Origin of the sequence: Paludibacterium paludis (assembly GCF_018802605.1) — a bacterium.
GTDB classification, from domain to species: domain Bacteria; phylum Pseudomonadota; class Gammaproteobacteria; order Burkholderiales; family Chromobacteriaceae; genus Paludibacterium; species Paludibacterium paludis.
Genome location: NZ_CP069161.1, coordinates 344,092 through 369,149, shown reverse-complemented (window position 1 = coordinate 369,149; position 25,058 = coordinate 344,092). Strand labels below are relative to the sequence as shown.

At 62.6% G+C, this 25,058-nt stretch carries 30 protein-coding genes; 2 read left to right on the top strand and 28 right to left on the bottom strand.

What is annotated here, in order from left to right; translation table 11 throughout:
- Window positions 1-28: 28 nt before the first annotated feature.
- The 16 genes from JNO50_RS01670 to JNO50_RS01595 all read right to left on the bottom strand — a co-directional run bounded on the left by JNO50_RS01670 (window position 29) and on the right by JNO50_RS01595 (window position 11,618).
- Entirely contained in the window at window positions 29-352 is a 324-nt protein-coding gene (locus JNO50_RS01670; RefSeq protein ID WP_189533536.1) for a histidine triad nucleotide-binding protein, read from the bottom strand.
- Between the two features lie 11 nt (window positions 353-363).
- Entirely contained in the window at window positions 364-690 is a 327-nt protein-coding gene (locus JNO50_RS01665; RefSeq protein ID WP_189533539.1) for a phosphoribosyl-ATP diphosphatase, read from the bottom strand.
- A gap of 91 nt (window positions 691-781) precedes the next feature.
- Entirely contained in the window at window positions 782-1,171 is a 390-nt protein-coding gene (hisI, locus tag JNO50_RS01660) for a phosphoribosyl-AMP cyclohydrolase (RefSeq protein ID WP_189533541.1), read from the bottom strand.
- Window positions 1,168-1,935, bottom strand: a complete 768-nt coding sequence (hisF, locus tag JNO50_RS01655; RefSeq protein ID WP_215796450.1) for an imidazole glycerol phosphate synthase subunit HisF — start codon at window positions 1,933-1,935, stop codon at window positions 1,168-1,170. The genes hisI and hisF overlap by 4 nt, the downstream gene beginning before the upstream one ends.
- Window positions 1,936-1,938: 3 nt before the next feature.
- Window positions 1,939-2,688: a 1-(5-phosphoribosyl)-5-[(5-phosphoribosylamino)methylideneamino]imidazole-4-carboxamide isomerase gene (gene hisA, locus JNO50_RS01650; RefSeq protein ID WP_189533545.1), complete on the bottom strand. Its 750-nt coding sequence runs from the start codon at window positions 2,686-2,688 to the stop codon at window positions 1,939-1,941.
- A 23-nt stretch (window positions 2,689-2,711) separates the two neighbouring features.
- Entirely contained in the window at window positions 2,712-3,353 is a 642-nt protein-coding gene (gene hisH, locus JNO50_RS01645; RefSeq protein ID WP_189533547.1) for an imidazole glycerol phosphate synthase subunit HisH, read from the bottom strand.
- 31 nt (window positions 3,354-3,384) lie between these two features.
- Entirely contained in the window at window positions 3,385-3,984 is a 600-nt protein-coding gene (gene hisB / locus JNO50_RS01640; protein WP_189533549.1) for an imidazoleglycerol-phosphate dehydratase HisB, read from the bottom strand.
- Window positions 3,981-5,051 (bottom strand): histidinol-phosphate transaminase, encoded by a 1,071-nt coding sequence (gene hisC, locus JNO50_RS01635; RefSeq protein WP_189533551.1) that lies wholly within the window; start codon window positions 5,049-5,051, stop codon window positions 3,981-3,983. Before hisC ends, hisB begins: the two co-directional genes overlap by 4 nt.
- 6 nt (window positions 5,052-5,057) lie before the next feature.
- The gene (hisD, locus tag JNO50_RS01630) at window positions 5,058-6,350 is read right to left on the bottom strand and encodes a histidinol dehydrogenase (RefSeq protein ID WP_189533553.1); all 1,293 of its coding nucleotides are present in this window, start codon (window positions 6,348-6,350) and stop codon (window positions 5,058-5,060) included.
- Window positions 6,351-6,355: 5 nt separating this feature from the next.
- On the bottom strand, window positions 6,356-7,009 hold the full coding sequence (hisG, locus tag JNO50_RS01625) for an ATP phosphoribosyltransferase (RefSeq protein WP_189533555.1): 654 nt from the start codon (window positions 7,007-7,009) through the stop codon (window positions 6,356-6,358).
- A gap of 149 nt (window positions 7,010-7,158) precedes the next feature.
- Complete coding sequence (locus tag JNO50_RS01620; protein ID WP_189533557.1) at window positions 7,159-7,920, bottom strand: flagellar brake protein; 762 nt, start codon at window positions 7,918-7,920, stop codon at window positions 7,159-7,161.
- Between the two features lie 46 nt (window positions 7,921-7,966).
- Window positions 7,967-8,560 (bottom strand): SCO family protein, encoded by a 594-nt coding sequence (locus JNO50_RS01615; protein ID WP_189533559.1) that lies wholly within the window; start codon window positions 8,558-8,560, stop codon window positions 7,967-7,969.
- Between the two features lie 5 nt (window positions 8,561-8,565).
- Window positions 8,566-9,459, bottom strand: coding sequence for a heme o synthase (locus JNO50_RS01610; RefSeq protein ID WP_189533561.1), 894 nt, complete (start codon window positions 9,457-9,459; stop codon window positions 8,566-8,568).
- Window positions 9,447-10,445 carry a COX15/CtaA family protein gene (locus JNO50_RS01605; RefSeq protein WP_189533563.1) on the bottom strand — a complete coding sequence of 333 codons (999 nt, stop codon included), beginning with the start codon at window positions 10,443-10,445 and terminating at the stop codon, window positions 9,447-9,449. Before JNO50_RS01605 ends, JNO50_RS01610 begins: the two co-directional genes overlap by 13 nt.
- 1 nt (window position 10,446) lies before the next feature.
- Complete coding sequence (locus tag JNO50_RS01600) at window positions 10,447-10,983, bottom strand: hypothetical protein (protein WP_189533565.1); 537 nt, start codon at window positions 10,981-10,983, stop codon at window positions 10,447-10,449.
- Window positions 10,980-11,618 carry an SURF1 family cytochrome oxidase biogenesis protein gene (locus tag JNO50_RS01595; RefSeq protein ID WP_229804635.1) on the bottom strand — a complete coding sequence of 213 codons (639 nt, stop codon included), beginning with the start codon at window positions 11,616-11,618 and terminating at the stop codon, window positions 10,980-10,982. Before JNO50_RS01595 ends, JNO50_RS01600 begins: the two co-directional genes overlap by 4 nt.
- 73 nt (window positions 11,619-11,691) lie before the next feature.
- On the opposite strand from JNO50_RS01595, the gene JNO50_RS01590 reads away from it, so the two are divergent.
- A complete protein-coding gene (locus tag JNO50_RS01590) occupies window positions 11,692-11,889 on the top strand; it encodes a twin transmembrane helix small protein (protein WP_189533567.1) in 198 nt (65 codons plus the stop codon).
- Here JNO50_RS01590 and JNO50_RS01585 read toward each other — a convergent pair whose 3' ends face one another.
- The 7 genes from JNO50_RS01585 to JNO50_RS01555 form a co-directional block, all read right to left on the bottom strand.
- Window positions 11,890-12,750 carry a cytochrome c oxidase subunit 3 gene (locus JNO50_RS01585; protein WP_189533569.1) on the bottom strand — a complete coding sequence of 287 codons (861 nt, stop codon included), beginning with the start codon at window positions 12,748-12,750 and terminating at the stop codon, window positions 11,890-11,892.
- A 13-nt stretch (window positions 12,751-12,763) separates the two neighbouring features.
- Complete coding sequence (locus JNO50_RS01580; RefSeq protein ID WP_189533571.1) at window positions 12,764-12,958, bottom strand: DUF2970 domain-containing protein; 195 nt, start codon at window positions 12,956-12,958, stop codon at window positions 12,764-12,766.
- Window positions 12,955-13,494 carry a cytochrome c oxidase assembly protein gene (locus JNO50_RS01575; protein ID WP_189533573.1) on the bottom strand — a complete coding sequence of 180 codons (540 nt, stop codon included), beginning with the start codon at window positions 13,492-13,494 and terminating at the stop codon, window positions 12,955-12,957. Before JNO50_RS01575 ends, JNO50_RS01580 begins: the two co-directional genes overlap by 4 nt.
- A gap of 10 nt (window positions 13,495-13,504) precedes the next feature.
- A complete protein-coding gene (ctaD, locus tag JNO50_RS01570) occupies window positions 13,505-15,127 on the bottom strand; it encodes a cytochrome c oxidase subunit I (protein WP_189533575.1) in 1,623 nt (540 codons plus the stop codon).
- Window positions 15,128-15,149: 22 nt separating this feature from the next.
- Complete coding sequence (coxB, locus tag JNO50_RS01565) at window positions 15,150-16,208, bottom strand: cytochrome c oxidase subunit II (RefSeq protein ID WP_189533577.1); 1,059 nt, start codon at window positions 16,206-16,208, stop codon at window positions 15,150-15,152.
- A 146-nt stretch (window positions 16,209-16,354) separates the two neighbouring features.
- Window positions 16,355-16,981, bottom strand: a complete 627-nt coding sequence (gene bioD, locus JNO50_RS01560) for a dethiobiotin synthase (RefSeq protein ID WP_189533579.1) — start codon at window positions 16,979-16,981, stop codon at window positions 16,355-16,357.
- Window positions 16,982-17,108: 127 nt separating this feature from the next.
- Window positions 17,109-18,896 (bottom strand): 2-isopropylmalate synthase, encoded by a 1,788-nt coding sequence (locus tag JNO50_RS01555; RefSeq protein WP_189533581.1) that lies wholly within the window; start codon window positions 18,894-18,896, stop codon window positions 17,109-17,111.
- 83 nt (window positions 18,897-18,979) lie between these two features.
- Between JNO50_RS01555 and JNO50_RS01550 the strand changes: the two genes are divergently transcribed.
- The gene (locus tag JNO50_RS01550) at window positions 18,980-20,203 is read left to right on the top strand and encodes a cysteine peptidase family C39 domain-containing protein (RefSeq protein ID WP_189533583.1); all 1,224 of its coding nucleotides are present in this window, start codon (window positions 18,980-18,982) and stop codon (window positions 20,201-20,203) included.
- 31 nt (window positions 20,204-20,234) lie between these two features.
- On the opposite strand, the gene pssA is transcribed toward JNO50_RS01550, so the two are convergent.
- The 5 genes from pssA to ilvB all read right to left on the bottom strand — a co-directional run bounded on the left by pssA (window position 20,235) and on the right by ilvB (window position 25,024).
- Complete coding sequence (gene pssA / locus JNO50_RS01545; RefSeq protein ID WP_189533585.1) at window positions 20,235-20,966, bottom strand: CDP-diacylglycerol--serine O-phosphatidyltransferase; 732 nt, start codon at window positions 20,964-20,966, stop codon at window positions 20,235-20,237.
- Window positions 20,966-21,610 (bottom strand): phosphatidylserine decarboxylase, encoded by a 645-nt coding sequence (locus tag JNO50_RS01540; protein WP_189533587.1) that lies wholly within the window; start codon window positions 21,608-21,610, stop codon window positions 20,966-20,968. Before JNO50_RS01540 ends, pssA begins: the two co-directional genes overlap by 1 nt.
- Before the next feature lie 86 nt (window positions 21,611-21,696).
- Window positions 21,697-22,713, bottom strand: coding sequence for a ketol-acid reductoisomerase (gene ilvC / locus JNO50_RS01535; protein WP_189533590.1), 1,017 nt, complete (start codon window positions 22,711-22,713; stop codon window positions 21,697-21,699).
- 50 nt (window positions 22,714-22,763) lie between these two features.
- Entirely contained in the window at window positions 22,764-23,255 is a 492-nt protein-coding gene (ilvN, locus tag JNO50_RS01530; RefSeq protein WP_189533592.1) for an acetolactate synthase small subunit, read from the bottom strand.
- Window positions 23,256-23,263: 8 nt separating this feature from the next.
- Window positions 23,264-25,024, bottom strand: coding sequence for a biosynthetic-type acetolactate synthase large subunit (gene ilvB, locus JNO50_RS01525; protein WP_189533594.1), 1,761 nt, complete (start codon window positions 25,022-25,024; stop codon window positions 23,264-23,266).
- Between the last annotated feature and the right edge of the window lie 34 nt (window positions 25,025-25,058).

The following is a 25,058-nucleotide window of genomic DNA, read 5'->3' as shown; positions in this document are numbered from 1 at the left end:
CTTTCCTAAAAGAGGCGGTCAACCCGGTTCAGAGCGGATTGCCGAAAACATGTACATGCAGGTGGAAGACTTCCTGTCCGCCGCCACGACCGGTGTTGATGCCGGTCTTGAAGCCCTGCTCCAGACCGTGCTCGGCCGCCAGTTTCGGCGCCAGCAGCATGATGTGGCTCAGCATCTGGGCATCGTCCTTGCCGCAATGCGCCAGCGAATCGACATGCTTTTTGGGCACGATCATGAAATGCACTTTCGCGATCGGACGGATGTCATGGAACGCGTAGACATGCTCGTCTTCATACACCTTGCGTGAAGGAATCTCGCCCTTGATGATCTTGCAGAAGATACAGTCGCTCATTTCGTTTTCCTTTATTCCTGGCCGTTTCGGGAGGCTTTCTCGTCGATACCGGAGATGCCTTCGCGGCGTTTGAGTTCCATGATCACGTCCTCGGGACGCAAACCGTGCCAGGTCAGCAGCACCAGGCTATGGAACCACAGATCGGCAACTTCCCGCACCAGATGCAGGCGGTCCTTGTCTTTCGATGCCATGAGGGTTTCCGCGGCCTCTTCAGCCACCTTCTTCAGGATGGCATCCTCGCCCTTGTGAAACAGGGAGGCGACATAGGACGATTGCGGACTGGCCTCGCGCCGGGCTTCCAGCGTATCGGCGATCGACTTGAGCACATCATGGGCCATGGCGATGAATCCTCGGCTAACCGGAAAGGCAAGTATACCTTTATCAGATTGCAAAAAATAATCGGGAAACCATGGCGCTATTCTAGCGCAATCAGTGACGGTAGAGGGTAGCCGGATCCTTGAGTACCGCATCGACGACCCGCCAGCCGCCGTTTTCCCAACGGCGGTAGAAACAGCTCTCGCGCCCGGTGTGGCAAGCGATGCCGCCAGTCTGCGCTATCTGCATGACTATGGCGTCGCCATCGCAATCGAGCCGCAGCTCCCGTACATGCTGCAAATGCCCCGACTCCTCGCCTTTTTTCCACAGGCGCTTGCGAGAACGGCTGTAGTAATGGGCGACGCCGGTTTCGGCCGTCAGGGCCAGCGCTTCGCGGTTCATCCAGGCCATCATCAGGATTCGGCCGCTCGCGGCATCCTGGGCAATAGCCGGAACAAGTCCGCTTTCATCCCATTTGACCTCGTCAAGCCAGGATGAAGTCATAAGCGTACCTCGATTCCGGCGGCTCTCATCGCCTCTTTGGCTTCGCGCACGGTATAGTCGCCGAAATGGAAGATGCTCGCGGCGAGCACCGCGTCTGCGTGCCCATCAAGAATTCCGTCGACCAGATGGCCAAGCGTGCCGACCCCGCCGGACGCGATCACGGGAATATCCACAGCGTCGGCCACCGCGCGCGTCAGCGGCAGATTGAACCCCGAGCGGGTACCGTCGCGGTCCATGCTCGTCAGCAGAATCTCGCCGGCCCCCAGCTCCTGCATCCGGCGTGCCCACGCCACCGCGTCCAGCCCGGTGCGCTGCCGGCCGCCATGGGTAAAGACCTCCCAAACCGTATTGGCATCGTCGACCGCCTTGGCGTCGATGGCGACCACCACGCATTGCGAACCGAAACGGCTCGCCGCCTCGGCGACGAGCCGGGGCCGGGTCACCGCCGTGGTATTGATGCTGACCTTGTCGGCGCCCGCGTTGAGCAGGCGGCGGATATCGCCGACCTCGCGCACACCACCGCCGACCGTCAGCGGGATGAACACCTGCTCGGCCACGGATTCGATGACATGCAGGATCAGGTCGCGGTCATCGGAACTGGCGGTGATGTCGAGAAAGGTCAGTTCGTCGGCGCCCTGCTCGTTGTAACGTCGCGCGATTTCCACCGGATCACCGGCATCCTTGAGACCGACAAAGTTGATGCCCTTGACGACGCGGCCCGCGGCCACGTCAAGACAGGGAATGATGCGTTTCGCCAGCGCCATGGATCACTGCCCGGCGCCGGACAGCTCGTCCGCCAGTTGCTGGGCTTCATCGAATCGCAGGCTGCCCTCGTAGATCGCCCGGCCGGTGATCGCACCTTCGATGCCTTCGGACTCCACGGCGGCAAGCTGCCTCACATCGTCCAGATTCGTCAGTCCGCCCGAGGCGATAACGGGGATTTTCAGGGCCTGCGCCAAGCGCACCGTCGCCTCGACATTCACACCGTTCATCATGCCGTCACGGCCGATATCGGTGTAGATCACCGATACGACGCCATAGTCTTCGAAACGCCGCGCCAGATCGATCACATTGTGCTGGGTGAGCTTCGCCCAGCCATCGGTCGCCACCCTGCCATCCTTGGCGTCCAGGCCGACGATCACCTGTCCCGGAAAGGCATCGCAGGCATCGCGCAGGAAACCGGGCGTTTTCACGGCGGCCGTGCCGATGATCACGTATTCCAGCCCCATGTCCAGATAGGCCTCGATGGTGTCCAGATCCCGAAGCCCCCCGCCCAACTGCACCGGAATATCGGAACCGACCTCTTCGAGAATGGCGCGGATCACGCCAAGATTCTTCGGCTTGCCGGCAAACGCGCCGTCAAGGTCGACCAGATGCAGACGTCGGGCCCCCAGGTCGCACCAGTGACGGGCAACCTCGACGGGATCATCGGAAAAGACGGTGGCTTCTTCCATCACGCCTTGCTTGAGGCGAACACACTGGCCATCCTTCAGGTCGATAGCGGGTATGAGCAACATGGTAGTCTTGGATCTGAAAAGAGTTATACAGTGCCGTCCCAGGTCAGGAAATTCTGCATCATGCGAAGTCCCGCCAGATGGCTTTTCTCGGTGTGAAACTGGGTCGCGAACACATTCCCGCGACCGGTGATACACGAAAAACGCTCCGGATACTCGCTCTCCCCCAGCGTCAGGGAGGCGTCGTCCGGCGCGAAATGATAGCTGTGCACGAAATAGAAGCGCTCGCCATCGGCAACGCCCGAGAACAGGGGATGCTCCACCGTCTGCCAGACCCGGTTCCATCCCATGTGCGGCACTTTGAGGCGCTCGCCGTTCGCGCCGGTCAGCCCGCTGCGAAAACGCACCACCCGTCCGGGGAACAGACCGAGACCCGGTGTATCGCCCTCTTCGCTGCGCTCGAAAAGCAACTGGGCGCCCACGCAGATGCCGAAAAACGGCTTATTGCGCGTCGCCTCGCGTACCGCCTCGTCAAGGCCGAAAGCGGTCAGTTCGCGCATGCAATCGGGCATGGCGCCCTGCCCGGGGAAAATCACCTTGTCCGCGGCCATCACCTCGTGCGGGTCCCGCGTCAGAAAAATCGTCGCGCCGATCCCGTTGACGCTTTGCGCCGACTTGAGCACGGAATGCAGATTGCCCATGCCGTAATCGATCACAGCCACTTTCATAGTAGATCATCCACGTGAATGAGTCGGAGCGTCACAGCGTCAGCGTTCCCTTGGTCGACGGCGTGATGCCCGCCATTCTGTCGTCCGGCTCGCAAGCCATGCGCAAGGCGCGTCCGAAGGCCTTGAACACGGTTTCCGCCTGATGGTGGCTGTTCTCGCCGCGCAGGTTGTCCACATGCAGGGTGACCATCGCATGATTCACGAAACCGTGGAAAAACTCGGCGAACAGATCCACGTCGAACTGCCCGATCGCGGCCCGGGTGAACGGCACATTCCATACCAGTCCCGGGCGCCCGGACAGATCGATCACCACCCGGGACAGCGCTTCGTCGAGCGGTACGTAGGCATGGCCATAACGGCGGATGCCCTTCTTGTCGCCCACCGCGCGGGCAAAGGCCTGCCCGAGGGTGATGCCGATATCTTCGACCGTGTGGTGCGCATCGATGTGCAGGTCGCCTTCGGCCACGATATCCAGATCGAACAGGCCATGGCGGGCGATCTGATCCAGCATGTGCTCGAGGAACGGCACGCCGGTCGCGAAACGGGCGGCGCCGGTGCCATCCAGATCGATTTTCACATCGATGCGGGTTTCCAGGGTATGCCGGGAGACGGAAGCGGAACGGGCGGTCATTGGAAATACTCGTCGAGCGCGGCGATCACCGCGCGGTTTTCTTCTGGGGAACCCACGGTAAAGCGCAGGCAGTTCTCCAGCATGGGGTGCATGCCGCCCAGATTCTTGATCAGAATGCGGCGGCTCTTGAGCCAGGCATACAAGAGATCGGCGTCGGGCAGGCGCATCGTCAGGAAGTTGGCCTCGCTGGGATAGACCGTGACACCGGGATAGGCCGACAACGCCTCGGCCAGATGACTCCGTTCCTTGCGCAGCTGCGAGGCCTGCTCCTCGAACACCCCCGAGTGGGTCAGCGCGAAACGCGCGGTGATCTGGGTGAGCACATTGACATTATAGGGTGCCCTCACCTTGTCCAGCTCATGGATCCAGTCGGGTTGCCCGGCGGCATACCCCAGACGGATGCCGGCAAGGCCGACCTTGGAGAGGGTGCGCATCACGATCAGGTTGTCCATGCTGCCGGCAAGACTCATGAAGCTGTCGTCGGCGAACGGCCCGTAGGCCTCGTCGATCACCACCAGGCCGCGCGCCGTTTCGAGCACCGCCAGCACATCCTCCCGCGCGTACCGGTTGCCGGTCGGATTGTTCGGATACGCCAGAAAAATCACCGCGGGCTGATTCTTGGCGATCGCATCGAGCAACACGGGCAGGTTCAGCGAGAAGTCCTGGTTGAGCGGCACGCCCACATAGTTCACCCGGGAAAACACCGCATTGAGCCGGTACATGACAAAGGATGGCTCCAGGGCCATCACGGTCGCGCCGGGGCGGGCCAGGGCCTGGGTGATCAGGGTGATCAGCTCATCCGAGCCGTTGCCCAGCAGGATGTCCGCGCCGGCGGGAATGCCGGCGGTCACCCGCAGCATCTCCTTCAGCCCGCCGCCGGCGGGATCCGGATAGCGGTTGATATGCGCTTCGGCCAGCAGGCTCCCAAGTTCGGCCAGCAGGCTTTCGGACAGTCGCCAGGGGTTCTCCATGGCATCGAGCTTGATGAAGCCCGCCGCATCGGCGACGGGATAGGCTTTCATGGCCAGGATGTCGGGGCGGATCAATTGGTCGACGGGCTGCTTCATGCGTGCTTACTCCTCGAGCCTCAGTTCCGCGGACCGGGCATGCGCGGTCAGTCCTTCGCCGTGGGCGAGCAAGGAAGCGACACGCCCGAGCGCGCGGGCGCCATCCCGGGAGACGCGGATCAGGCTGGATCTTTTCTGGAAATCATAGACGCCAAGCGGACTGGCGAAGCGCGCGGTGCGCGAGGTCGGCAGCACGTGGTTGGGGCCGGCGCAATAGTCGCCGAGGCTTTCCGAGCTGAAGCGTCCCATGAAAATGGCGCCGGCGTGGCGCAATTTCGGCAACCAGGCCTCGGGGTCGGCCACCGACAGCTCCAGGTGCTCCGGCGCGACACGATTGGCGATGCGGCACGCCTCGTCGAGGTCCGCGACCTTGATCAGCGCGCCGCGATTGGCCAGCGACGCTCCGATGATCGCCTTGCGGGGCATGCCGGGCAACAGGCGGGCAATGCTCTTCTCGACCTCGCCAATGAATTCGGCCGACGGACACAGCAAAATGGCCTGGGCGATTTCGTCGTGCTCGGCCTGACTGAAAAGATCCATCGCGATCCAGTCCGGATCGGTATCGCCATCGCAAATCACCAGAATCTCGGACGGGCCGGCCACCATATCGATGCCCACCACCCCGAAAACCCGGCGTTTGGCGGCCGCGACCCAAGCATTGCCGGGTCCGGTGATCTTGTCCACCTGGGCGATGCTCTCTGTGCCGTAGGCGAGCGCGGCCACGGCCTGCGCTCCGCCCGCGGTGATCACCCGGTCGACCCCGGCGATACAGGCGGCGGCGAGCACAAGGTCGTTGCGCTCGCCACCCGGCGTCGGCACCACCATGACGATTTCCCCGACACCGGCCACCCGGGCGGGAATCGCGTTCATCAACACCGAGCTGGGATAAGCGGCCTTGCCGCCGGGCACGTAAATGCCCACCCGGTCAAGCGCGGTCACCTGCTGACCGAGCAGCGTGCCGTCTTCTTCCTCGTAATGCCAGGAGGTTTGCACCTGACGCTCGTGATAGCGTCTCACGCGCGCCGCGGCCGTTTCCAGCGCGCCGCGCACCGCGGGGTCGAGCCGGTCAAGCGCGGCGGCCAGGTCGCCGCGGTCAAGGAACAATTCATCGACCGAGGCCGCGTTCATGCGGTCAAAACGGTTGGTGTAGTCGACGAGGGCGGCATCGCCACGCTCGGCCACATCGCGGCAAATATCGGCCACCGCCTGGTCGACGGCGGGATCCTGAGCCGTTTCGAAAGCCAGCAGCGCCGCAAGGCGGCTATCGAAGCCGGGGTCGCGGGAATCGAGACACAGCATCGGCATTACCTCCGTGGAGCCTCGCCCACCACGCGGGCGAAGGCGTCGAGCACGGGCTGAATGGCATCGTGCTTGAGTTTGAGCGCGGCCTGATTGACCACGAGACGCGAACTGATATCGAGAATGTGCTCGACAGCCGCCAGCTTGTTGGCTCTGAGCGTGCCGCCGGTCGACACCAGGTCCACGATCACATCGGAGAGCCCCACCAGCGGGGCGAGTTCCATCGAGCCGTACAGCTTGATGATATCGACGTGGACGCCCTTGCGGGCGAAGTGTTCGCGGGCGATGCGGGGATATTTGGTGGCCACCTTCAGGCGCGCGCCATGACGAACCGCGGCTTCGTAATCGAAGCCTTCGGGCGCCGCCACCATCATGCGGCAGCGGGCGATGTCCAGATCCAGCGGATGGTAAAGTCCCGAGCCGCCATGCTCGATCAGCACATCCCGTCCGGCGATGCCCAGATCCGCGGCGCCGTATTGCACATAGGTAGGCACATCCGAGGCCCGGACGATGACGAGACGCACATCGGGATGATTGGTGTCGATGATCAGTTTGCGGGAGGCGTCCGGATCTTCGGCGGGTACGATGCCGGCCGCCGACAGCAGCGGCAGGGTTTCTTCAAAGATGCGCCCTTTGGACAGGGCTATAGTCAACGTCATGGCGGTCGCTACGCGAACCGGATGCAAAACGCCGATTTATCAAGGCGTTGACGCGCCGGCCCGGGAAAAAGAACAGGGGTTGGGAATGGTTAAAGCATACCCGAAAACTGTCATACTGCAAACGCATGAAACCGCCGATGCACGGGCAATTACCTCATCATCGCCCGCCGCTCCCTTTCTAATTGACCGACATATTTCTGGATCAGGTTTTCCATGCTGCTGGGCAATCCCAGGAAGGTCGCGCCGATGCGCACCGCGTCCTGGCCATTGCGCAGGGTCACGGGCAGTCGATGTCGGATTTCCAGTGCGCCGGACAATTGGCCGAACGGCCGCAGCTCGACGGAGCAGCGCTGGTACTGCTGGCCAAGATCGAAGCCCGGCGTAGTTGGAGCGGGCAGCCACAGGGCGAGACCACCAAGACTGATGTCGAACACCTGCAAATCAAGCGGCGCATCCGGATAGTCGGCGACATGGCACATGATGGGATTGCCGACCGGCGTTCTGATCCGGAAAAACTCCCGGCGCTGCAGCTTGATGACCTGCTCCGGCAGCGCCACCTCGAAAGCCGGCCTGCCCTCGTAATCGATCTGCCGGGCCTGGCCGGTGATGAACTGGGTTTTCACGCCATCGGGAGAGCAGACGAATACGTTGCGCTCGCTGGCGAGCATCTGCTGATTGGTCGCCGGATCCGAGCCCCAGTCGAACACCAGCGTTTTTGCGTTCAGGTCGACCAGGAGAAAACGGGTCAGGATGAAAGTTTTGCCCTTGTTGGAGAACACCGTGACCATATGCCCCTGATTGGCGATGGCCTTCAGGTGATGAGCGATTTCGAGCGGCGAGGACAACGTGTATTTCGCCAGGTCCAGCGGGCCGGATCCGGACGTGCCGCCGGGACGTTTTTCTTCACTCACGATGCAGGACTCTCAATGTGTGGAGCAGGTAGTATTCATGGGTATTCTAGCGTAACAGCTCCCGAATATCATGGGTCAGTGATGCCGAAGGCGTCGCGTAAGGCTCGTAGACCCGCAATCTGCCTTCAGGATCGAACAGGTAGGATCCCGCGCTGTGGTCGACGGAGTACCCGCCACCCGGCACGGCCACGCGTTGCGCCACGATGCGAAATCGGGACATCACCTCGTCCACTTGCGCGCGCGAACCGGTCATGCCGAGAAAAGCCGGATCGAAATGCGGCACGTACCCGGCCAGCACCTCGCGGGTATCCCGCTCGGGGTCCACGGTCACGAACAGAACCTGGAGCTTTTGCGCGTCGCGCCCCAGGCTTTTCGTCACCGCGGCATACTCGAGCATCGTCGTCGGACAGACGTCGGGGCAATGGGTATAACCGAAGAAGAGCGCCACGGCTTTGCCCTTGAAGTCGGACAAGCTCTTGCGTTCGCCGTTGTGCGCCGTCAGGGAGAAATCCCCGCCGAACGACGCGCCGGAGATGTCGGTGCCCTTGAAGGAGGCGGGAGGAGGCGTTTCATGGCGGCCGCAAGCGGCCAGCGCGATCAGGAGAGCAGGGACTGCGAGCCGTTTGAGCAAAGAGGGCATGGTATCTAGAGCGGTATTCGCCAGTAGTGGTCGACAAGCAAAACGGCGAACAGCCATGTCAGGTACAGGATGGACCACCCGAACACCTTGCGCGCCAAGGCGTCAGCATACTGAGCATGGAGGCGCAGGGCAAGCCACAGGAACCGGCCATTGAGCAGCGCCGAACCGGCAAGATAAATCAGGCCCGACGCGCCGAGCGCCAGCGGCAGCAACGTCGTTCCGGTCAGCAGGCAGGTGTACAGCACGATGGACAGGGTGGTGAACCGCTCGCCATGGGTGACCGGCAACATCGGCAAGCCGGCTTTGGCATAATCGTCGCGCCGGTACAGGGCCAGCGCCCAGAAGTGCGGGGGCGTCCACGCGTAGATGATCAGGAACAGGGCGAGCGCCATGCTATCGACCGAGCCTGTCATCGCCACCCAGCCGAGCAGCGGCGGCATCGCTCCGCTGGCTCCCCCGATCACGATATTCTGCGGGGTGTTCGGCTTGAGCAGCACAGTATAGACGACGGCGTAGCCAACGAACGTGCCCAGCGTCAGCCAGGCGGTCAGGGCGTTCACCTGGATCAACAGCAGCATGCCGAGTCCGCCGGCGAGCATCGCCGCGGCCAGGGTTTCACCGGCGCCCACCTCGCCGCGCGCCGTGGCGCGCCAGGCCGTGCGCTTCATGCGCGCGTCCACTCCGCGCTCGACCAGACAGTTGATCATCGCGGCGGCGCTCGCGACCAGCCCGATGCCGAGTGTGGCGGGAATCACCACGGCGGGGTCGGGAATGCCGGGCACGGCAAGAAACATGCCGATCACCGCGCAAAACACGATCAGCAGCACGACACGGGGTTTGGCCACCGCGATCAGGGCGCGGGTGCGCTGGCGCGAATCGGTTCGGATCAGGATTGCCACGAGGTTCCCCTTTCTTGACACGGATCCGCTATACGAACGCGGGAACGAACCCTGGCGGCGAGCAGCGCGGTCACAGCGAACAGACACATCGCGCCGGCGTTGTGAGCCACCGCCAGCGGCAAGGGCAGGCGCAGCAGCACATTGCCGATGCCCAGCGATACTTGCACGAGCAGCACCGCGGCGAGCCACGCCAGATGCGGCCGCAGCCCCGCCTCCCGCCGGCACAGGATCAGGACGGCCAGCGTCAACGCCGCGACGGCCAGGGCGAGCAAGCGGTGCGTCCAGTGAATGGCGACCAGCGCGGAGAACGGCAAAAGCGTGCCATCGGGCGATTCTCCGAGCTCGCGCCAGATGTGGAAGGCGCCATCCGGTCGCCAGTCGGGCCATGCCGTGCCGGAACACAACGGGAACCCTTCGCAGGCGAGCGCGGCGTAGTTGGTGGACACCCAGCCGCCCGAGAGAATCTGGCAGAACACCAGCACGGCCAGACACCGCACCGCGAACACCCGTCCGGCCGGCAGGCCGACCGGCGGCAGACGCCGCGCGGCGAACATCACCGCCAGCGCGGCCACCGTCAGCATGCCGCCGGCCAGATGCGCCGTGACGATGGCCGGTTTGAGCAGCAAGGTGACGGTCCACATGCCGAGCATGCCCTGAACCGCCACCAGCGCGAGCAGGGAGGAAGCCGCGGCGCGGTCACGCCGTTTCTTCCACGCCAGCGCCGCGACGGCGAGAATCAGCACGCCAAGCGACGCCGCGGCATAGCGGTGCGCCATTTCCTTCCAGGCCTTGGCCTGAGTCACCGGCCCGTGCGGCATGAGCGCCTCGTCGCGGGCGATGGCCTCGCGCGCATGATGGGGGGAAACCTTGCCGTAGCACAGCGGCCAGTCAGGACAGCCCAGACCCGCATCGGACAAGCGGACATACGCGCCCAACGGCACCACAAGCGCCGCGAGCAGCAGGGCCAGCGCCACCAGAGTTTTCATGTCAGCCCAATCCGTTGTTGGTTTTCAGAAGATGGCCGATTTCGCCCATCACCCGGCGCGGCTCGGCCGAAGCCGGATAAAACATCACCTGATTACCCAGCGGGTCGACCAGCATGAACCCGCTGTCGACGGCCGGCAGCGGCACGCCGGCTCCGGCCAGTTCGCCGGCGTCAGCGCGCGCCGCCCGGCCGTCGACCAGACGCACCACAACGGTACGGGAAGCGGCTTCCCCGAGCGCCGTGCGGATCTGCCCGACGGTGTGGCGCAAGGACCGGCAAGCCGTCGCGCAGTCCGGACCTTCGCGGGTGAGCAGCACCCATTTGCCCGTCGGCCACCCCGCGAGCCGAGCGGCCTCGAACGGTCGGACGGTGAGCAAGGTGCCGTACGATTTGCCGCCTCGCGGCGGCTCCGCCCGGATCACCCACCAGGCCGCCAGCACGGGCGCCAGGCACAATAGCGTGAGCAGCACCAGCAAAAGCCGGCCATCGCGCCGGCGCGCCGACCAGACGTCGGACTCTTCGGCGGAAAGACTTTTCATGCGCGTCTCCTCAAGCGGTAAAAACCGGCGGCCATGAGGCAGCCGCCCATCAACAACCATTGCAGCGCGTAGCCCGCATGGCGGGAGGGATCATAGGGCGGGCGCGGCGACCACGTCGCTAACGGAGCGGGAGCCGCGTCGAGCGCCACCACACCCGGACGAACCACGCCGCCCAGGCGCCGGGACAACTCGTGCGCATCCAGCGCGTCGACCCGCCCCGAACTGCCCGCCACCGCGCCAGGCAAGGTGAAGTGGCGCGGGACGCCGACCCAGCGTCCGGTCAACGCCGCGGGCAGCGGCGGCAGAGCGATCGGACGGCCCGTCTCCACCCACCCTGGCGCGACCAGGATGATGGAATGGTCCGCCAGACGGACCGGATAGAGCAACAGCGCGCCATGGCGCTCATTCAGCGTGACATTGTCGAGCCAGGCGGGGGCTCCAACGACCGGCCCGGCCAAACTGACACGCTCGCCTTGCGGCAAATGCTCCGCCGGCAGCGAAAGCACGGGCACAGGGGCACGGCGTGCCGCCGCGTCGTAGGCCGCGAGGGCGGCCGTCCGCGCTTCGGCGCGGCGCCACTGCCACGCCGACAGAAAGAAGGGCAACAGAGCCATCGCCAGCAGCAAAACCCCCATCCACGATCTATTCTGAAAAAACGTCGTTCGAGCTGCCGCCGGCGATACGGAACCCATTCGCGAGGTCCCCGCCATGAAAATCCTTGTCCTGTTGTTGCTTCTGGGCATCATCCTGATCCTGTTCCGCGGGCTGAGCGCCGTCTTGCGCCCCGGCGGGGATCCGACCCGTGCCGTGCGCTCCCTCACCGTCAGGGTCGGTCTGTCCATCGGGCTGTTTCTGCTCCTCGTGGTCGGCGCCCTGTGCGGCTGGTGGCGGCCGCACCATCTGTGATCAGATCCAGTACACGAAGACGAACAACAGCAGCCATACCACGTCGACGAAATGCCAGTACCAGGCCACCGCCTCGAACGCGAAATGGCGCGTCGGGCCGAAATGGCCTCGCGCGGCCCGGATGGTGATCACGGACAACATCAGGGTTCCCAGCAGGACGTGCATACCGTGAAAACCGGTCAGCATGTAAAACGTCATGCCATAGGCCCCCGACCCCAGCGACAGGTTCAGTTCGGTCAGCGCATGCCGGTATTCGACGGCCTGCAGCACCAGAAAGCCCGCGCCCAACAGCACCGTCGCCGCGAGTCCGCCCACCAGTTGGCCGCGCCGCTCCCGCAGCAGCCCCCAATGCGCGACGGTCACGGTCACGCCCGAGGACAAGAGGATCAGCGTATTGAGCAAGGGCAGGCCGGCGGCTTCCATCGCGCCGTAGCGCGCCGTGATGCCCGGCCCGGTCGACAGCGGCCACGACGCGGTGAAATCCGGATACAGGAGCTTGTAATCCAGATCTCCCAGCGTCGGCACCGAGATGACCCGGACATAGAACAGCGCGCCGAAAAACGCGGCGAAGAACATCACCTCGGAAAAAATGAACCACCCCATCCCCCAACGGAAGGAACTGTCCTCCTTGCCGTGATAACTGCCATGCAGACTTTCCCGGATCACGTCGCCGAACCAGCCGAACAGCATACCAACGAGGATCAGCGTCCCGACGCCGAGCAGGATCGCGCCGGGGAATTTGCCATTGACGGCGAAAGCCGCGCCCAGCCCCAGGAAAAACAGGGCGACCGCGCCCACCATCGGCCAGCGCGAGGGAGCCGGGACGTAATAATGCGTCTGTTCCTGATGCGTCGATTCCATGCCTTGACTCCTCTTAGCCGACCGCGGCGTTGCGCACGGCCCATGACACCACAAACAGCAAAACGGCGATGAAGCCCCCGAGCAGTACGATCACCCCCACGGCGATCTGCCAGACAGGCAGCCGGACGTCGCGGGCGGCGGCACCGGATTTGCGCACGCCGAAAAACGCCGACAGCACCGCGCCAATGGCTCGCCACACGCCTGTCATTGCCCGCTCCCCGGCACGTCGAACACCGTGTAGGCGAGGGTGATTTCCCCGACCGACGCCGGCAGTGTCCGGTCGATCACGAACACCACCGGAAAGCGCCGCGTCTCTCCCGGCTTGAAACGCTGCTGGCGAAAACAAAAACAATCGAGTTTCTTGACATACTCCCCGGCCGCCGCGGGCAGATAGCGGGGAATCGCCTGTCCGACCACTTCGCGCTGGCTGGCGTTGGTAATGTCGTATTCCACTTTCACGAATTCGCCGGTCCGCGCTGTCAATTGGCGCGTCACCGGACGCACAACCCAGGGCAGTCCCGGCTGCACCGTCGCGTCGAACACCATTCTCACCTCGGCAGGAGGCGGCAGGCCGGCCTCGCCGTCCGGACCGATCCGATCCCGCCTGACCACCTGGTTCAGTTCGGTGGCATCGCAAAATGCCCGGTACAGCGGAATGAGCGCGTAAGCGAACCCGAACATGCCGGTGGCGATCACCGCCAATTTGATGAGCAAGGTCCGGTTCGCTTGCGGCGCGGTTTTCATGGCGCGCTCCCTAATGGTGCTTGCCGCCCGTCATCGACAGGATGTCGCCGTTGTGCCCGGCCTCCACCTGCGGCGCCTCGGCGAACGAGTGGTAGGGAGCCGGGGTGGGAATCTTCCACTCCAGTGTCCTGGCCCCTTCCCAGGGCAGTTCGGGCGCGGGCCGGCCGCGCTTGAGGCTCGTCAGGATGTTGTAAAGGAAGATCAGTTGCCCGAGGCCGAAACAGAACGCGCCCACCGTGGCGATGCTGTTGAACTCGGTAAATTGCAGCGCATAGTCGGGAATACGCCGCGGCATGCCGGCGAGGCCAAGGAAATGCATCGGGAAGAAGGTGACGTTGAACCAGACCATCGACCACCAGAAGTGCAGTTTGCCCAATCCTTCGTGGTACATGCGTCCGGTCATTTTCGGGAACCAGTAGTAGATCGCCGAAAACAGCGAAAACAGGGCGCCGGCCACCAGCACATAATGAAAATGCGCCACGACGTAGTAGGTACCGTGCAACTGGATGTCCAGCGACGCCACCGACAGCGTCACGCCGGACAGGCCGCCGATGGTGAACAACAGAATGAAGCCGATAGCGAAAAGCATCGGGGTTTCGAGCGTCATCGCCCCTTCCCACATGGTGGCGACCCAGTTGAACACCTTCACGCCGGTGGGCACCGCGATGAGCATCGTCGCGTACATGAAGAACAGCTGGACGGTGGCCGGCAGCCCCGTCACGAACATGTGGTGCGCCCAGACGATGAAGGACAGCACCGCGATCGAGGCGGTGGCGTAGACCATGGAGGTATAGCCGAACAACGGTTTGCGACAGAAGGTCGGGATCACCTGGCTGATGATGCCGAAGGCCGGCAGCGCCATGATATACACCTCCGGATGACCGAAGAACCAGAAGATGTGCTGGTACAGGATCGGATCCCCGCCACCGGCCGCGTTGAAAAAGTGCGTACCGAAGTGGCGGTCGGTCAGCACCATGGTCACCACGCCGGCCAGCACCGGCATCACGGCGATGATCAGGAAGGCGGTGATCAGGCTGGCCCAGGCGAACATCGGCATTTTCATCATGGACATGCCAGGGGCGCGCAGGTTCAGCACGGTCACGATGATGTTGATCGAGCCCATCACCGAGCTGATCCCCATGATGTGGATCGCGAAGATGGTCATGTCCATCCCGATCCCCATCTGCGTGGACAGCGGCGCGTAGAGCGTCCAGCCGCCGGCGGCGGCTCCGCCCGGCACCAGGAAGGACAGCATCAGCAACAGGGCCGCCGGAGGAAGCAGCCAGAAGCTCCAGTTGTTCATCCGGGCGAACGCCATGTCGGGCGCGCCGATCATCAGCGGCAGCATCCAGTTGGCCAGCCCGGTGAAGGCCGGCATGATCGCGCCGAAGATCATCACCAGCCCGTGCAGCGTGGTGAGCTGGTTGAACAGTTCCGGCGCGAAAAACTGCATGCCGGGCCGGAACAGTTCGGCGCGGATGCCCAGCGCCATGATGCCGCCCGAAATGAACATCACAAACGAAAACCACAGGTACATCGTGCCGATATCCTTGTGGTTGGTCGCCATCAGCCAGCGCGACAGGCCCGAGGGCTTGTGATGCGCCGGCGCGTGCTGCACGTCAGTCATGGCCATGAGTGGATCCTCCGTGGCGAAGTCAGGAAGCGCCCGCCCGGGCCTTGCGGATCTCGGCCGGTTGCACCAGCTGGCCCGTGTTGTTGCCCCAGGCATTGCGTTCGTAAGTAATCACCGCCGCGAGCTCGGTATCGGACAACTGCTTGCCCCAGGCCTGCATGGCGGCGTTGCGGCGGCTGCCGTTCAGAACGATATCGATATGCGCCGCCTTGTCCCGGGTGACGATCGCCGAGCCGGTCAGCGCGGGAAAACTGCCCGGAATGCCCTTGCCGTTCGCCTGGTGACAGGCGACGCAGTTCTGGGCGTAAACCTTCTCTCCTCTCGCCACCAGATCCTTCAGTGACCAGACTTTGGACGGATCGTCGGCGGCGGCGAGCTGCTGTTTTTTCTTGATATCGAGCCATCGGGCATAATCCTGCGGAGAGCGGGCATCGACCACAATCGGCATGAAGCCGTGGTCCTTGCCGCACAATTCCGTGCACTGCCCGCGATAGACACCCGGCTTGTCGACGACGAACCAGCTCTCGCGCAAGAAGCCGGGTATCGCGTCCTGCTTGACGCCCAGCGCCGGCACGGACCAGGAGTGAATCACGTCGTTGGCGGTCAGAAGCAGGCGCACCTTCTTTCCGGTCGGCACCACCAGCGGTTCGTCCACCTCCAGAAGATAATGCGGCCGCGCCACCGCCGCCGGGTCCTCGCGCGGCGTCGACAGATGGCTCATGAACCCCAGGCTCTCTTCCATGTAGTCGTAACGCCACTTCCACTGGTAGCCAGTGACCTTGACGGTCATGTCGGCTCCGCGGGCACTTTTTTGCTCGAGTACCGTCCGCGTGGCGGGCACGGCCATGCCGATCAGGATGACGAAGGGAATGACGGTCCAGAGGATCTCGACCGTGGTGTTCTCATGAAACTGCCGGGCTTCGCGGCCGGCGGTCTTGCGGTGCCGGACGATGGCGTAAAGCATCACGGCGAGCACGCCAAAAAAGATGATACCGGTGATGATCAGAAGCAGCGTGTGCAGGTGGTATTCCTGCGCGGCGATTCGCGTCACCGGCTCTTGCAGGTTCAACGCCAAAGCCATCCTGTCCCCCCCTCGTCGTCCATCTCTGTCTCGAAAGTTGTTCAAGCTCTGATGCAAAATGCATGTTCGGCTTCTTTCGATATTAGAAAGACCGTCAAGGAAAACAAGGGCTTCTGTTGATGCAGCGCAATATGTTTTTGCGCCGACTAGGCTTCGAAAGGCAACTCCATCAGAAGAGGGGCGTCGAGGCGGTTCCTGAGCATCGCCATGTTCTCCCCGTATGCCGGCTGATCCGGCACGATACGGTTCGCCACCCAGCCGGCGAGAATAGCCCCGCTGGCGCGGATGGCGGCGGCGGTCAGCAAGGCATGGTTGATGCAGCCCAGGCGCATGCCCACCACCAGGATCACCGGCAGATCCAGCGCGCGCGCCAGATCCTCCATGAAGAGCGTGTCGGACAGCGGCGCGAACCACCCGCCGGCCCCTTCGACCAGGACGATATCGGCCGATTCGGCCAGAAGACGGTAATGCTCGGCGATCACCGGCAGCGAAATCTCGATGCCGGCTTCGCGCGCGGCGATATGAGGCGAGACCGGCGGCAGAAAACGGTAGGGATTCATCAGGGCCAGATCCGTCTGCCCGGTGGCCGCAACGAGACGGGTCACATCGCCATTGACCCATTCCCCGTCGGCCGCCACTTCGCAACCCGAGGCCACGGGTTTCATGGCCAGCACCGTCTTACCCTCTTCGCGCCAGCGGCGGATCAGGCGGACCGCCGCATGCGTTTTGCCGATGTCGGTATCGGTACCGGTAATGAAATAGCCCTGTGCCATACCCTGCCCTTCCTTGCAAAAAGACTATATCGGGTCGGTTCCACGAAATTCCAGCAAGAAAACCGGGCGCGCCGTTTGCCGCTGCGCCCGATCCCGAAACGCCCCGCCCCGCAAGGACCAGCGGCATTCACACCTGCGGATTGACCTTCGTGGCGCCGCTCTCGAGCTTGTTCAACGCGGACAGATAGGCTTTGGCCGACGCGACAATGATGTCGGTATCCGCCCCCAGACCGCTGACGATGCGGCCGTCACGGGACAACCGGACCGTCACTTCGCCCTGGGATTCAGTGCCCTTGGTGATGGCGTTGACCGAATACAGCTCCAGTTCGGAGCCGCTGCCCGCGATCGTCTCGATCGCCTTGAAAGCGGCATCGACCGGCCCGGAGCCTGAACTGACGCCGCGCTTTTCCGTGCCGCGGTCGGCGAACACGATTTCGGCGTGCGGCTCTTCGCCGGTTTCCGTGGCGATTTTCAGCGAGACGAACTTGAAGTCCTCGCGGTCGATCGACTCCATTTCGTCGGACACCAGCGCATGCAGGTCCTCATCGAAAATCTCGCGCTTCTTGTCGGCCAGCGCCTTGAAGCGGGCAAAGGCGGCATTGAGTCCTTCCTCGCTGTCCAGCACGATCCCCAGCTCGGCCAGTTTGGTCTTGAAGGCGTTACGACCGGACAGTTTGCCAAGCGTCAGCCGGTTCGCGCTCCAGCCAACACTCTCGGCCGACATGATTTCGTAGGTTTCGCGATGTTTGAGCACGCCGTCCTGGTGAATGCCGGACTCGTGCGAGAAGGCGTTCGCTCCGACGATCGCCTTGTTCGGCTGCACCGGGTAGCCGGTGATGGTCGACACCAACTTGGACGCCGGCACAATCTGCGCGGTATCGATCCCGCATTCCAGCCCGAAAACATCGCGCCGGGTCTTGAGCGCCATGACGACCTCTTCGAGACTGGCGTTGCCGGCGCGCTCGCCAAGACCGTTGATCGTGCACTCGACCTGACGGGCGCCAGCTTGCACGGCGGCCAACGAATTGGCTACGGCCATGCCAAGATCGTTGTGGCAATGCGTCGACCAGATCACTTTGTCGCTGCCCGGCACCCGTTCGATAAGCGTACGGATCCGTTCGTACCACAGGGAGGGAATCGAATATCCCACCGTGTCGGGCACATTGATGGTGCGGGCGCCGGCGGCGATCACCGCCTCGAAAATCCGGCACAGAAAGTCCAGATCCGAGCGCACGGCGTCCTCCGCGGAGAATTCCACGTCCTCGGTGTACTCGCGCGCCACTGTCACCGCCCTGACCGCCGCCTCGACCACCTGGTCAGGATGCATGCGCAACTTCTTTTCCATATGGATGGGGCTGGTGGCGATAAAGGTATGGATGCGCCCGCGCGCCGCTGGCGCGATGGCCTCGCCCGCCGCGCGCACATCGGCTTCGTTGGCGCGCGCCAGCGAACAGACCGTCGACTCGCGAATGGCCTCGGCGATGGAGCGGATCGATGCGGCATCGCCGGGACTCGCGGCCGCGAAACCGGCCTCGATGATGTCCACGCCCAGCCGCTCCAGCTGCCTCGCGATGCGGATTTTTTCTTCCCGGGTCATGGAAGCGCCCGGACTTTGCTCTCCGTCCCGCAACGTGGTGTCGAAGATATACACGCGATCGCCCATATCGATAGTTCTCCCTTGTGGCGGCGCCGCCGGGGCGCCTTTCAGGTAGTCGTTGAAATCGAACCGTTTGCCCTGGCGCGCCGCCAGCTGGGCCAGCTTGTTCAGCTGGGATACCGGCAGGCTGCCTCTCTCTCTCCATTTATAAATGGCGGCTCGGGAGACCGGATCCTCGGGAAACGCGCGCGACAGCGCCTCGGCCACCCGCCCCGGGCCGCCCAGGTCATCGATCAGGCGTTCAATATCCAGTTGCATAACGTTCTCCCCACGCTTGTATGACTTCAGGCTACATACGACGAGGACAAAACGTCAAACAGTCAATTTAAAATGCGCAAAACATGTTGTCCAAACAGCAACAAACGGACAATTTGTCTAATTGCATGCTGCAAATCCACCGTTTTATGAAAGCACTGCGGACCGATAACAACTTAGCCTTATGGGTAACCTCCATCACTTCAGGAACCCATCATATGGAAACAAACCATGCTTCAAGCACTGTCAAAACGCTGATCGCGTTCTTTTCCTGTATGCCAAGCGCCAAGAGCAAGCGCCAACCGGCATCTGTCGGGAATAGCCCTCTGTCCCCGAGTCCGTTGAAGTCATGCCTCAAACAACCAGGAAGTGCAAAACAGATACCGGCCAAAACCGTACGCTTTGCAGGCGCACAAGACGCGTTCATGCCCGCTGCCGTTGACCACACAAGCCAATCCGCGACATCTGTGGCGCGCCATCCTGCGCACTCCGATTCCACCCTTCGGCACGACGAATTCCGACAAGCCTTGCTGGAGCGGTTAGGCGTACCCTATTCCCGATTCCCGCGCAGCTACCCCCCGGTTGGATTAGCGGACACAATCATGCCCAGAAAGGGTAAAAAACCGATCACCATTGACGAAATCGTCAAATTGTATTGCGAGCATGGCGGCCAACCCGGGATAATTGATGCCGCCGCCACACCCTCCAGCGCACGCCACAAGCAGGCTTTCAGGCAAACGATCTCCCCCGTCAATCACCTTATCGCGCGCCTGCTGCCGGAGTTGAAAAACTATTCGTCCAGCGGCGCCCATGGCTATGCCCATTCTTTTGCCGACGACGCGATCCGCCGCATTCATCCGGCTCAGTCAGCGAGTTCGGTGGATGGCATCGAAGTGGAACAGTCGGGGGGGAAAACGGTGATCCTGCAGCAGGCGACTCGTGGCTGCACCTCGGCAGTGGCCGAAATGTTGATCTTTGATCACATTGGCCGATTCAGCCCGAATCAAGCACTCCGGACACGGAATCTGGGCAATACGCAAACTATCCTCGCCGACATTCGCGAAGCGGGGCTTGCGCCCGTGGTTCGTTCAGTGCGCACCCTCCACGAACTGAACGAGGCCTTGAAGACCGATGGCCCGGCAATTGTCACGGTGGATAGTGGCGCCGGGGGACATGTGGTCATCGTGGATACGATTAACACGGAGGTCGTCACGATCCGCGATCCCTTGCATGGCTGGCGTGTCGACATCGAACGCGAGGCCTTCGAAGCGGCGTGGAACAAAGGCGAGTGCGTGCAAATTCGTCAGTAACACGCCGTGAACGACCATGCCGGCAAGAAACTCAAAGCTTGCCGGCGAGTCGACGGGTGATGCCGGTGACGGCCATGATGTAGCCGGACAGGCTATAGCCGACGAAGAAGAGGAACAGCACGAGAGGCGGCGAGGCCACCAGAAGCAACAGGCCGAGCACGAGCGCCAGCAATGCGTAAAACGGAATCTGGCGGCGCAAATGCAGTTCCTTGAAGCTCCAGAAGCGCACCGTGCCGACCATCGACAGGCCGGCGAAAACGGTCAGCCCCCAGGCCATCCAGTTCATGTGGGGAACGGAAAGCTCATAGGACATGGACACCCACACGAGTCCGGCGACCAGCGCCGCGGCGGCCGGACTCGCAAGGCCGACGAACCAGCGCTTGTCGGCCGTGCCGACCATGGTGTTGAAGCGGGCGAGCCGCATCGCCGCGCAGGCGCAGTAGACGAACGCGGCCATCCAGCCGAATTTGCCGAGACTGCGCAGTTGCCACTCGTATACGACGAGCGCCGGCGCGACACCGAAACTGACCATGTCCGACAAGCTGTCGAACTCCGCGCCGAAGGCGCTCTGGGTACGGGTCATGCGCGCGACCCGTCCATCCAGACCGTCCAGGATCATGGCGATGAAAATCGCCACGGCCGCGGCCTCGAACGATTCGTCCATCGCCCTGACCACGGCGTAGAACCCCGCGAACAGCGCCGCCAGGGTAAAGAGGTTGGGCAACAGGTAGATGCCCGAGCGGCGCATATTACCCTTGAGCATCAGGCAAGACGCGCCAGCACGGTTTCGGTGGCGCTGACCTTGTCGCCGATCGACACCTGCGGCTTGGCGTCCAGCGGCAGGTAAACGTCGACGCGCGAGCCGAAGCGGATGAAACCATAGCGCTGGCCACGGCTCAGCGCGTCACCGGCTTTCGTGTAGCACAGGATGCGGCGGGCCACGAGACCGGCGATCTGCACGAAGGTGATGGACGTGCCTTCCGGCGTCTTCAAGAGCACGGCGTTGCGCTCGTTTTCCAGCGAGGCCTTGTCCAGGGCGGCGTTCAGGAAGGAGCCGGAATGGTACTCGACCTTTTCAACGGTGCCGTCCACCGGACTGCGGTTGGAGTGCACATTGAACACATTCATGAACACGCTGATCTTCAGGGCTTCCACGCCGCGATACGGGTCCATCGCCCTGCCGACCACCACCACGCGGCCATCGGCCGGCGACAGAACGGCCTTGCTGTCGGAGGGCACGACACGCGCGGGATCGCGGAAAAATTGCAGGACGAACAGGAAAATGACCCACAACGGAGCCGACCACCACCCAGCCAGCACCGTCACGGCGAGTGCGGCGGCCAGCGATAGCACCAGGAACGGCCAGCCTTCACGGGCGATAAGGGGATGCGGGTAATGTGACGCCATAAAAACTCCATTTGATTCAGTCAACTCGCTAGTATGCAAGAAAAATGGCCAGCATGAAAGCCGGCCATTTCTTTACGGGCGGAAGATCAGTTCTTCGACTGATCCACCAGCTTGTTTTTCGCGATCCACGGCATCATCGCACGCAGCTCCGCACCCACCTTTTCGATAGGGTGCTCCGCCGTCAGACGCCGGCGCGCCGTCATCGACGGGTACTGGGTCTTGCCTTCCAGAATGAACATCTTGGCGTATTCCCCGGTCTGAATGCGGTTCAGCGCTTTTTTCATCGCCGCTTTGGTCGCTTCGGTCACCACTTCCGGCCCGGTGACATACTCACCGTATTCGGCGTTATTGGAAATCGAATAATTCATGTTGGCGATGCCGCCCTCGTACATCAGGTCAACGATCAGCTTGAGCTCGTGCAAGCATTCGAAATAGGCCATCTCCGGGGCGTAGCCGGCTTCAACCAGCGTCTCGAAGCCGGCCTTGACCAACTCGACGGCGCCGCCACAGAGCACCGCCTGCTCGCCGAACAGGTCGGTTTCGGTTTCTTCGCGGAAATTCGTTTCGATCACGCCGCCCTTGGTGCCGCCATTGGCCGCGGCGTAGGACAGCGCGATGTCGCGGGCCTTGCCGGACTTGTCCTGGTAAACCGCGATCAGCGTCGGCACGCCGCCGCCCTTGACGAACTCGGAACGCACGGTATGCCCGGGACCTTTCGGAGCGATCATGATCACATCAAGATCGGCGCGCGGCACGATCTGGTTGTAGTGAACGTTGAAGCCGTGGGCGAACGCCAGCGCCGCGCCCTTCTTGATATTCGGCTCGATATCGGCACGGTAGACATCGGGCTGGGATTCGTCCGGCAGCAGCACCATCACCACATCGGCCTTCTTCACCGCCTCGCCCACTTCCTTGACCTTGTGGCCGGCCGCTTCGGCTTTTTTCCAGGACGCGCCGTCCTTGCGCAGCCCCACGACCACGTCGACCCCGGAGTCTTTCAGGTTCTGCGCATGGGCATGCCCTTGCGAGCCGTAACCGATGATGGCGACCTTTTTGCCCTTGATGATCGAAAAGTCGGCGTCTTTGTCGTAGAAAACTTTCATGAATGTCCCCTTGTAATGCGGGCAGGCTCCCGGCCTGCCGCGCAAGGTTGTCAGATTTTAAGAACCCGTTCACCCCGACCGATGCCGGATGCGCCAGTACGGACCGTCTCCAGGATCACTGCGCGGTCGATCGCCTCGATAAAGGCATTGAGCTTCTCGCTCGTACCAGTCAGCTCGATGGTGTAAGTCTTTTCCGTCACGTCGATGATCCTGCCCCGGAAAATGTCCGCCATGCGTTTCATTTCCTCGCGGTCCTTGCCGATGGCACGGACCTTGATCAGCATCATTTCACGTTCGATGTGTTCGGATTCATTGAGGTCTATCACCTTGACCACCTCGATCAGCTTGTTGAGCTGCTTGGTGATCTGCTCGATGACTTCTTCGGAACCGTGGGTAACGATTGTCATGCGGGACAGTGTCGGGTCCTCGGTTGTCGACACTGTCAGGGAGTCAATGTTGTAGGCGCGCGCGGAAAACAGCCCGACCACGCGGGAGAGCGCGCCCGCTTCGTTTTCCAGAATGATCGAAAGAATGTGTCGCATGTCCCGCCTCAGCACATATTGCCGTAATCACGATTGTTCTCGAAAGGCACCTGCTGGATTTCGCGCATGTGCGGCGGCAGATCCATCTGATCCAGCCCCTTGCCGTTCTGGATCATCGGGAACACGTTTTCGGACTGATCGGTGATCACGTCGAGGAACACCAGGCGATCCTTCATGGCGAACGCTTCGCGCAGCGCCGGCTCCACATCGGCGGGCTTGTCCACCCGGATGCCGACATGACCGTATGCCTCCGCCAGCCGCACGAAGTCCGGCAGGGCGTCCATATAGGATTCCGAATAGCGGTTGCCGTAGAAGAACTCCTGCCACTGGCGCACCATGCCCAGATAGCGGTTGTTCAGATTGATGATCTTCACCGGGATGTGGTACTGCTTGCAGGTCGACAGTTCCTGGATGTTCATCTGGATCGACGCCTCTCCGGTCACGCAGGCGACCACGGAGTCCGGATTGGCCAGTTGCGCGCCCATCGCGGCCGGCAGGCCGAATCCCATGGTGCCAAGCCCGCCGGAATTGATCCAGCGGCGAGGTCTGTCGAAGCGGTAATACTGGGCCGCCCACATCTGGTGCTGACCCACGTCGGAGGTCACGATGGCTTCCCCGCCGGTAACCTCGTATAGCGCCCGAACCACAGATTGGGGCTTGATCAGTTCGCTGGACGGCGAGAAATACAGGGAATCGTGCGAACGCCACTCCTCGATGGTTTTCCACCACGCCGCCAGATGATCCGGATCGGGCCGCTGGCCGCTCTGGCGCAATTGCTCGAGCATGTCGCGCAGCACCAGTTTCACATCGCCGACGATCGGCACATCGACCTTGACGCGCTTGGCGATCGATGAAGGATCGACATCGATGTGAATGATTTTCTTGGGCTGTGACAGAAAATGCGACGGCACGCTGACCACCCGGTCATCGAAGCGCGCGCCGATGGCGATCAGCACATCACAGTGCTGCATGGCCATGTTCGCCTCATACGTGCCGTGCATACCCAGCATGCCAAGGAATTTCGGATCGGATCCTGGATAAGCGCCCAGACCCATCAGGGTGTTGGTGCACGGCAGACCCAGCGACTGCACCAGTTCGCGCACCTCTTCCGAGGCATTGCCCTGCACCGCGCCGCCACCCACATAGACATAGGGGCGACGGGCGCCAAGCAACAGGCCGACCGCCTTGCGGATCTGTCCGGGATGCCCCTTGGTGACAGGTACATAGGATCGGATGGCCACCGAGTCCGGATAGGCGAACTCGGCCATCCGTTGGGTCACATCCTTGGGAATGTCCACCACCACCGGACCGGGGCGGCCGGAACGGGCGATGTAGAACGCCTTTTTCAGGGTGGCCGCGAGCTCGGTCACGTCCTTGACCAGGAAATTGTGTTTCACGCACGGACGGGTGATGCCCACCATGTCGACTTCCTGGAACGCATCAAGCCCGATCGCCGGCGTGGCCACCTGGCCGGAGATAACCACCATAGGAATGGAGTCCATATAGGCCGTGGCAATGCCGGTAATGGCATTGGTCGCGCCCGGACCGGAAGTCACCAGCGCGACACCGACGCGCTGACTGGACCGCGAATAAGCATCCGCGGCGTGCACGGCGGCCTGTTCGTGTCTCACCAGGACATGTTTGAATTGCTGCTGCTTGAAGATCGCATCGTAGATTTCAAGCACCGCTCCGCCCGGATAGCCGAAGACGTACTCGACGGCTTCCTCCTGCAGGCAGCGGACGACGATTTCTGCTCCCGAGATCTGCATCTTTGCCTCATTGTTGTAATGATAGTTTCATCCT

Excerpts from the sequence above, each read along its gene's own strand:
- JNO50_RS01670 (WP_189533536.1), bottom strand. The coding sequence starts at position 352 with ATGAGCGACTGTATCTTCTGCAAGATCATCAAGGGCGAGATTCCTTCA.
- JNO50_RS01665 (WP_189533539.1), bottom strand. The coding sequence starts at position 690 with ATGGCCCATGATGTGCTCAAGTCGATCGCCGATACGCTGGAAGCCCGG.
- hisI (WP_189533541.1), bottom strand. The coding sequence starts at position 1,171 with ATGACTTCATCCTGGCTTGACGAGGTCAAATGGGATGAAAGCGGACTT.
- hisF (WP_215796450.1), bottom strand. The coding sequence starts at position 1,935 with ATGGCGCTGGCGAAACGCATCATTCCCTGTCTTGACGTGGCCGCGGGC.
- hisA (WP_189533545.1), bottom strand. The coding sequence starts at position 2,688 with ATGTTGCTCATACCCGCTATCGACCTGAAGGATGGCCAGTGTGTTCGC.
- hisH (WP_189533547.1), bottom strand. The coding sequence starts at position 3,353 with ATGAAAGTGGCTGTGATCGATTACGGCATGGGCAATCTGCATTCCGTG.
- hisB (WP_189533549.1), bottom strand. The coding sequence starts at position 3,984 with ATGACCGCCCGTTCCGCTTCCGTCTCCCGGCATACCCTGGAAACCCGC.
- hisC (WP_189533551.1), bottom strand. The coding sequence starts at position 5,051 with ATGAAGCAGCCCGTCGACCAATTGATCCGCCCCGACATCCTGGCCATG.
- hisD (WP_189533553.1), bottom strand. The coding sequence starts at position 6,350 with ATGCTGTGTCTCGATTCCCGCGACCCCGGCTTCGATAGCCGCCTTGCG.
- hisG (WP_189533555.1), bottom strand. The coding sequence starts at position 7,009 with ATGACGTTGACTATAGCCCTGTCCAAAGGGCGCATCTTTGAAGAAACC.
- JNO50_RS01615 (WP_189533559.1), bottom strand. The coding sequence starts at position 8,560 with ATGCCCTCTTTGCTCAAACGGCTCGCAGTCCCTGCTCTCCTGATCGCG.
- JNO50_RS01605 (WP_189533563.1), bottom strand. The coding sequence starts at position 10,445 with ATGAAAACTCTGGTGGCGCTGGCCCTGCTGCTCGCGGCGCTTGTGGTG.
- JNO50_RS01600 (WP_189533565.1), bottom strand. The coding sequence starts at position 10,983 with ATGAAAAGTCTTTCCGCCGAAGAGTCCGACGTCTGGTCGGCGCGCCGG.
- JNO50_RS01595 (WP_229804635.1), bottom strand. The coding sequence starts at position 11,618 with ATGGGGGTTTTGCTGCTGGCGATGGCTCTGTTGCCCTTCTTTCTGTCG.
- JNO50_RS01590 (WP_189533567.1), top strand. The coding sequence starts at position 11,692 with ATGAAAATCCTTGTCCTGTTGTTGCTTCTGGGCATCATCCTGATCCTG.
- JNO50_RS01585 (WP_189533569.1), bottom strand. The coding sequence starts at position 12,750 with ATGGAATCGACGCATCAGGAACAGACGCATTATTACGTCCCGGCTCCC.
- JNO50_RS01580 (WP_189533571.1), bottom strand. The coding sequence starts at position 12,958 with ATGACAGGCGTGTGGCGAGCCATTGGCGCGGTGCTGTCGGCGTTTTTC.
- JNO50_RS01575 (WP_189533573.1), bottom strand. The coding sequence starts at position 13,494 with ATGAAAACCGCGCCGCAAGCGAACCGGACCTTGCTCATCAAATTGGCG.
- ctaD (WP_189533575.1), bottom strand. The coding sequence starts at position 15,127 with ATGGCCATGACTGACGTGCAGCACGCGCCGGCGCATCACAAGCCCTCG.
- coxB (WP_189533577.1), bottom strand. The coding sequence starts at position 16,208 with ATGGCTTTGGCGTTGAACCTGCAAGAGCCGGTGACGCGAATCGCCGCG.
- bioD (WP_189533579.1), bottom strand. The coding sequence starts at position 16,981 with ATGGCACAGGGCTATTTCATTACCGGTACCGATACCGACATCGGCAAA.
- JNO50_RS01555 (WP_189533581.1), bottom strand. The coding sequence starts at position 18,896 with ATGCAACTGGATATTGAACGCCTGATCGATGACCTGGGCGGCCCGGGG.
- JNO50_RS01550 (WP_189533583.1), top strand. The coding sequence starts at position 18,980 with ATGTTGTCCAAACAGCAACAAACGGACAATTTGTCTAATTGCATGCTG.
- pssA (WP_189533585.1), bottom strand. The coding sequence starts at position 20,966 with ATGCTCAAGGGTAATATGCGCCGCTCGGGCATCTACCTGTTGCCCAAC.
- JNO50_RS01540 (WP_189533587.1), bottom strand. The coding sequence starts at position 21,610 with ATGGCGTCACATTACCCGCATCCCCTTATCGCCCGTGAAGGCTGGCCG.
- ilvC (WP_189533590.1), bottom strand. The coding sequence starts at position 22,713 with ATGAAAGTTTTCTACGACAAAGACGCCGACTTTTCGATCATCAAGGGC.
- ilvN (WP_189533592.1), bottom strand. The coding sequence starts at position 23,255 with ATGCGACACATTCTTTCGATCATTCTGGAAAACGAAGCGGGCGCGCTC.
- ilvB (WP_189533594.1), bottom strand. The coding sequence starts at position 25,024 with ATGCAGATCTCGGGAGCAGAAATCGTCGTCCGCTGCCTGCAGGAGGAA.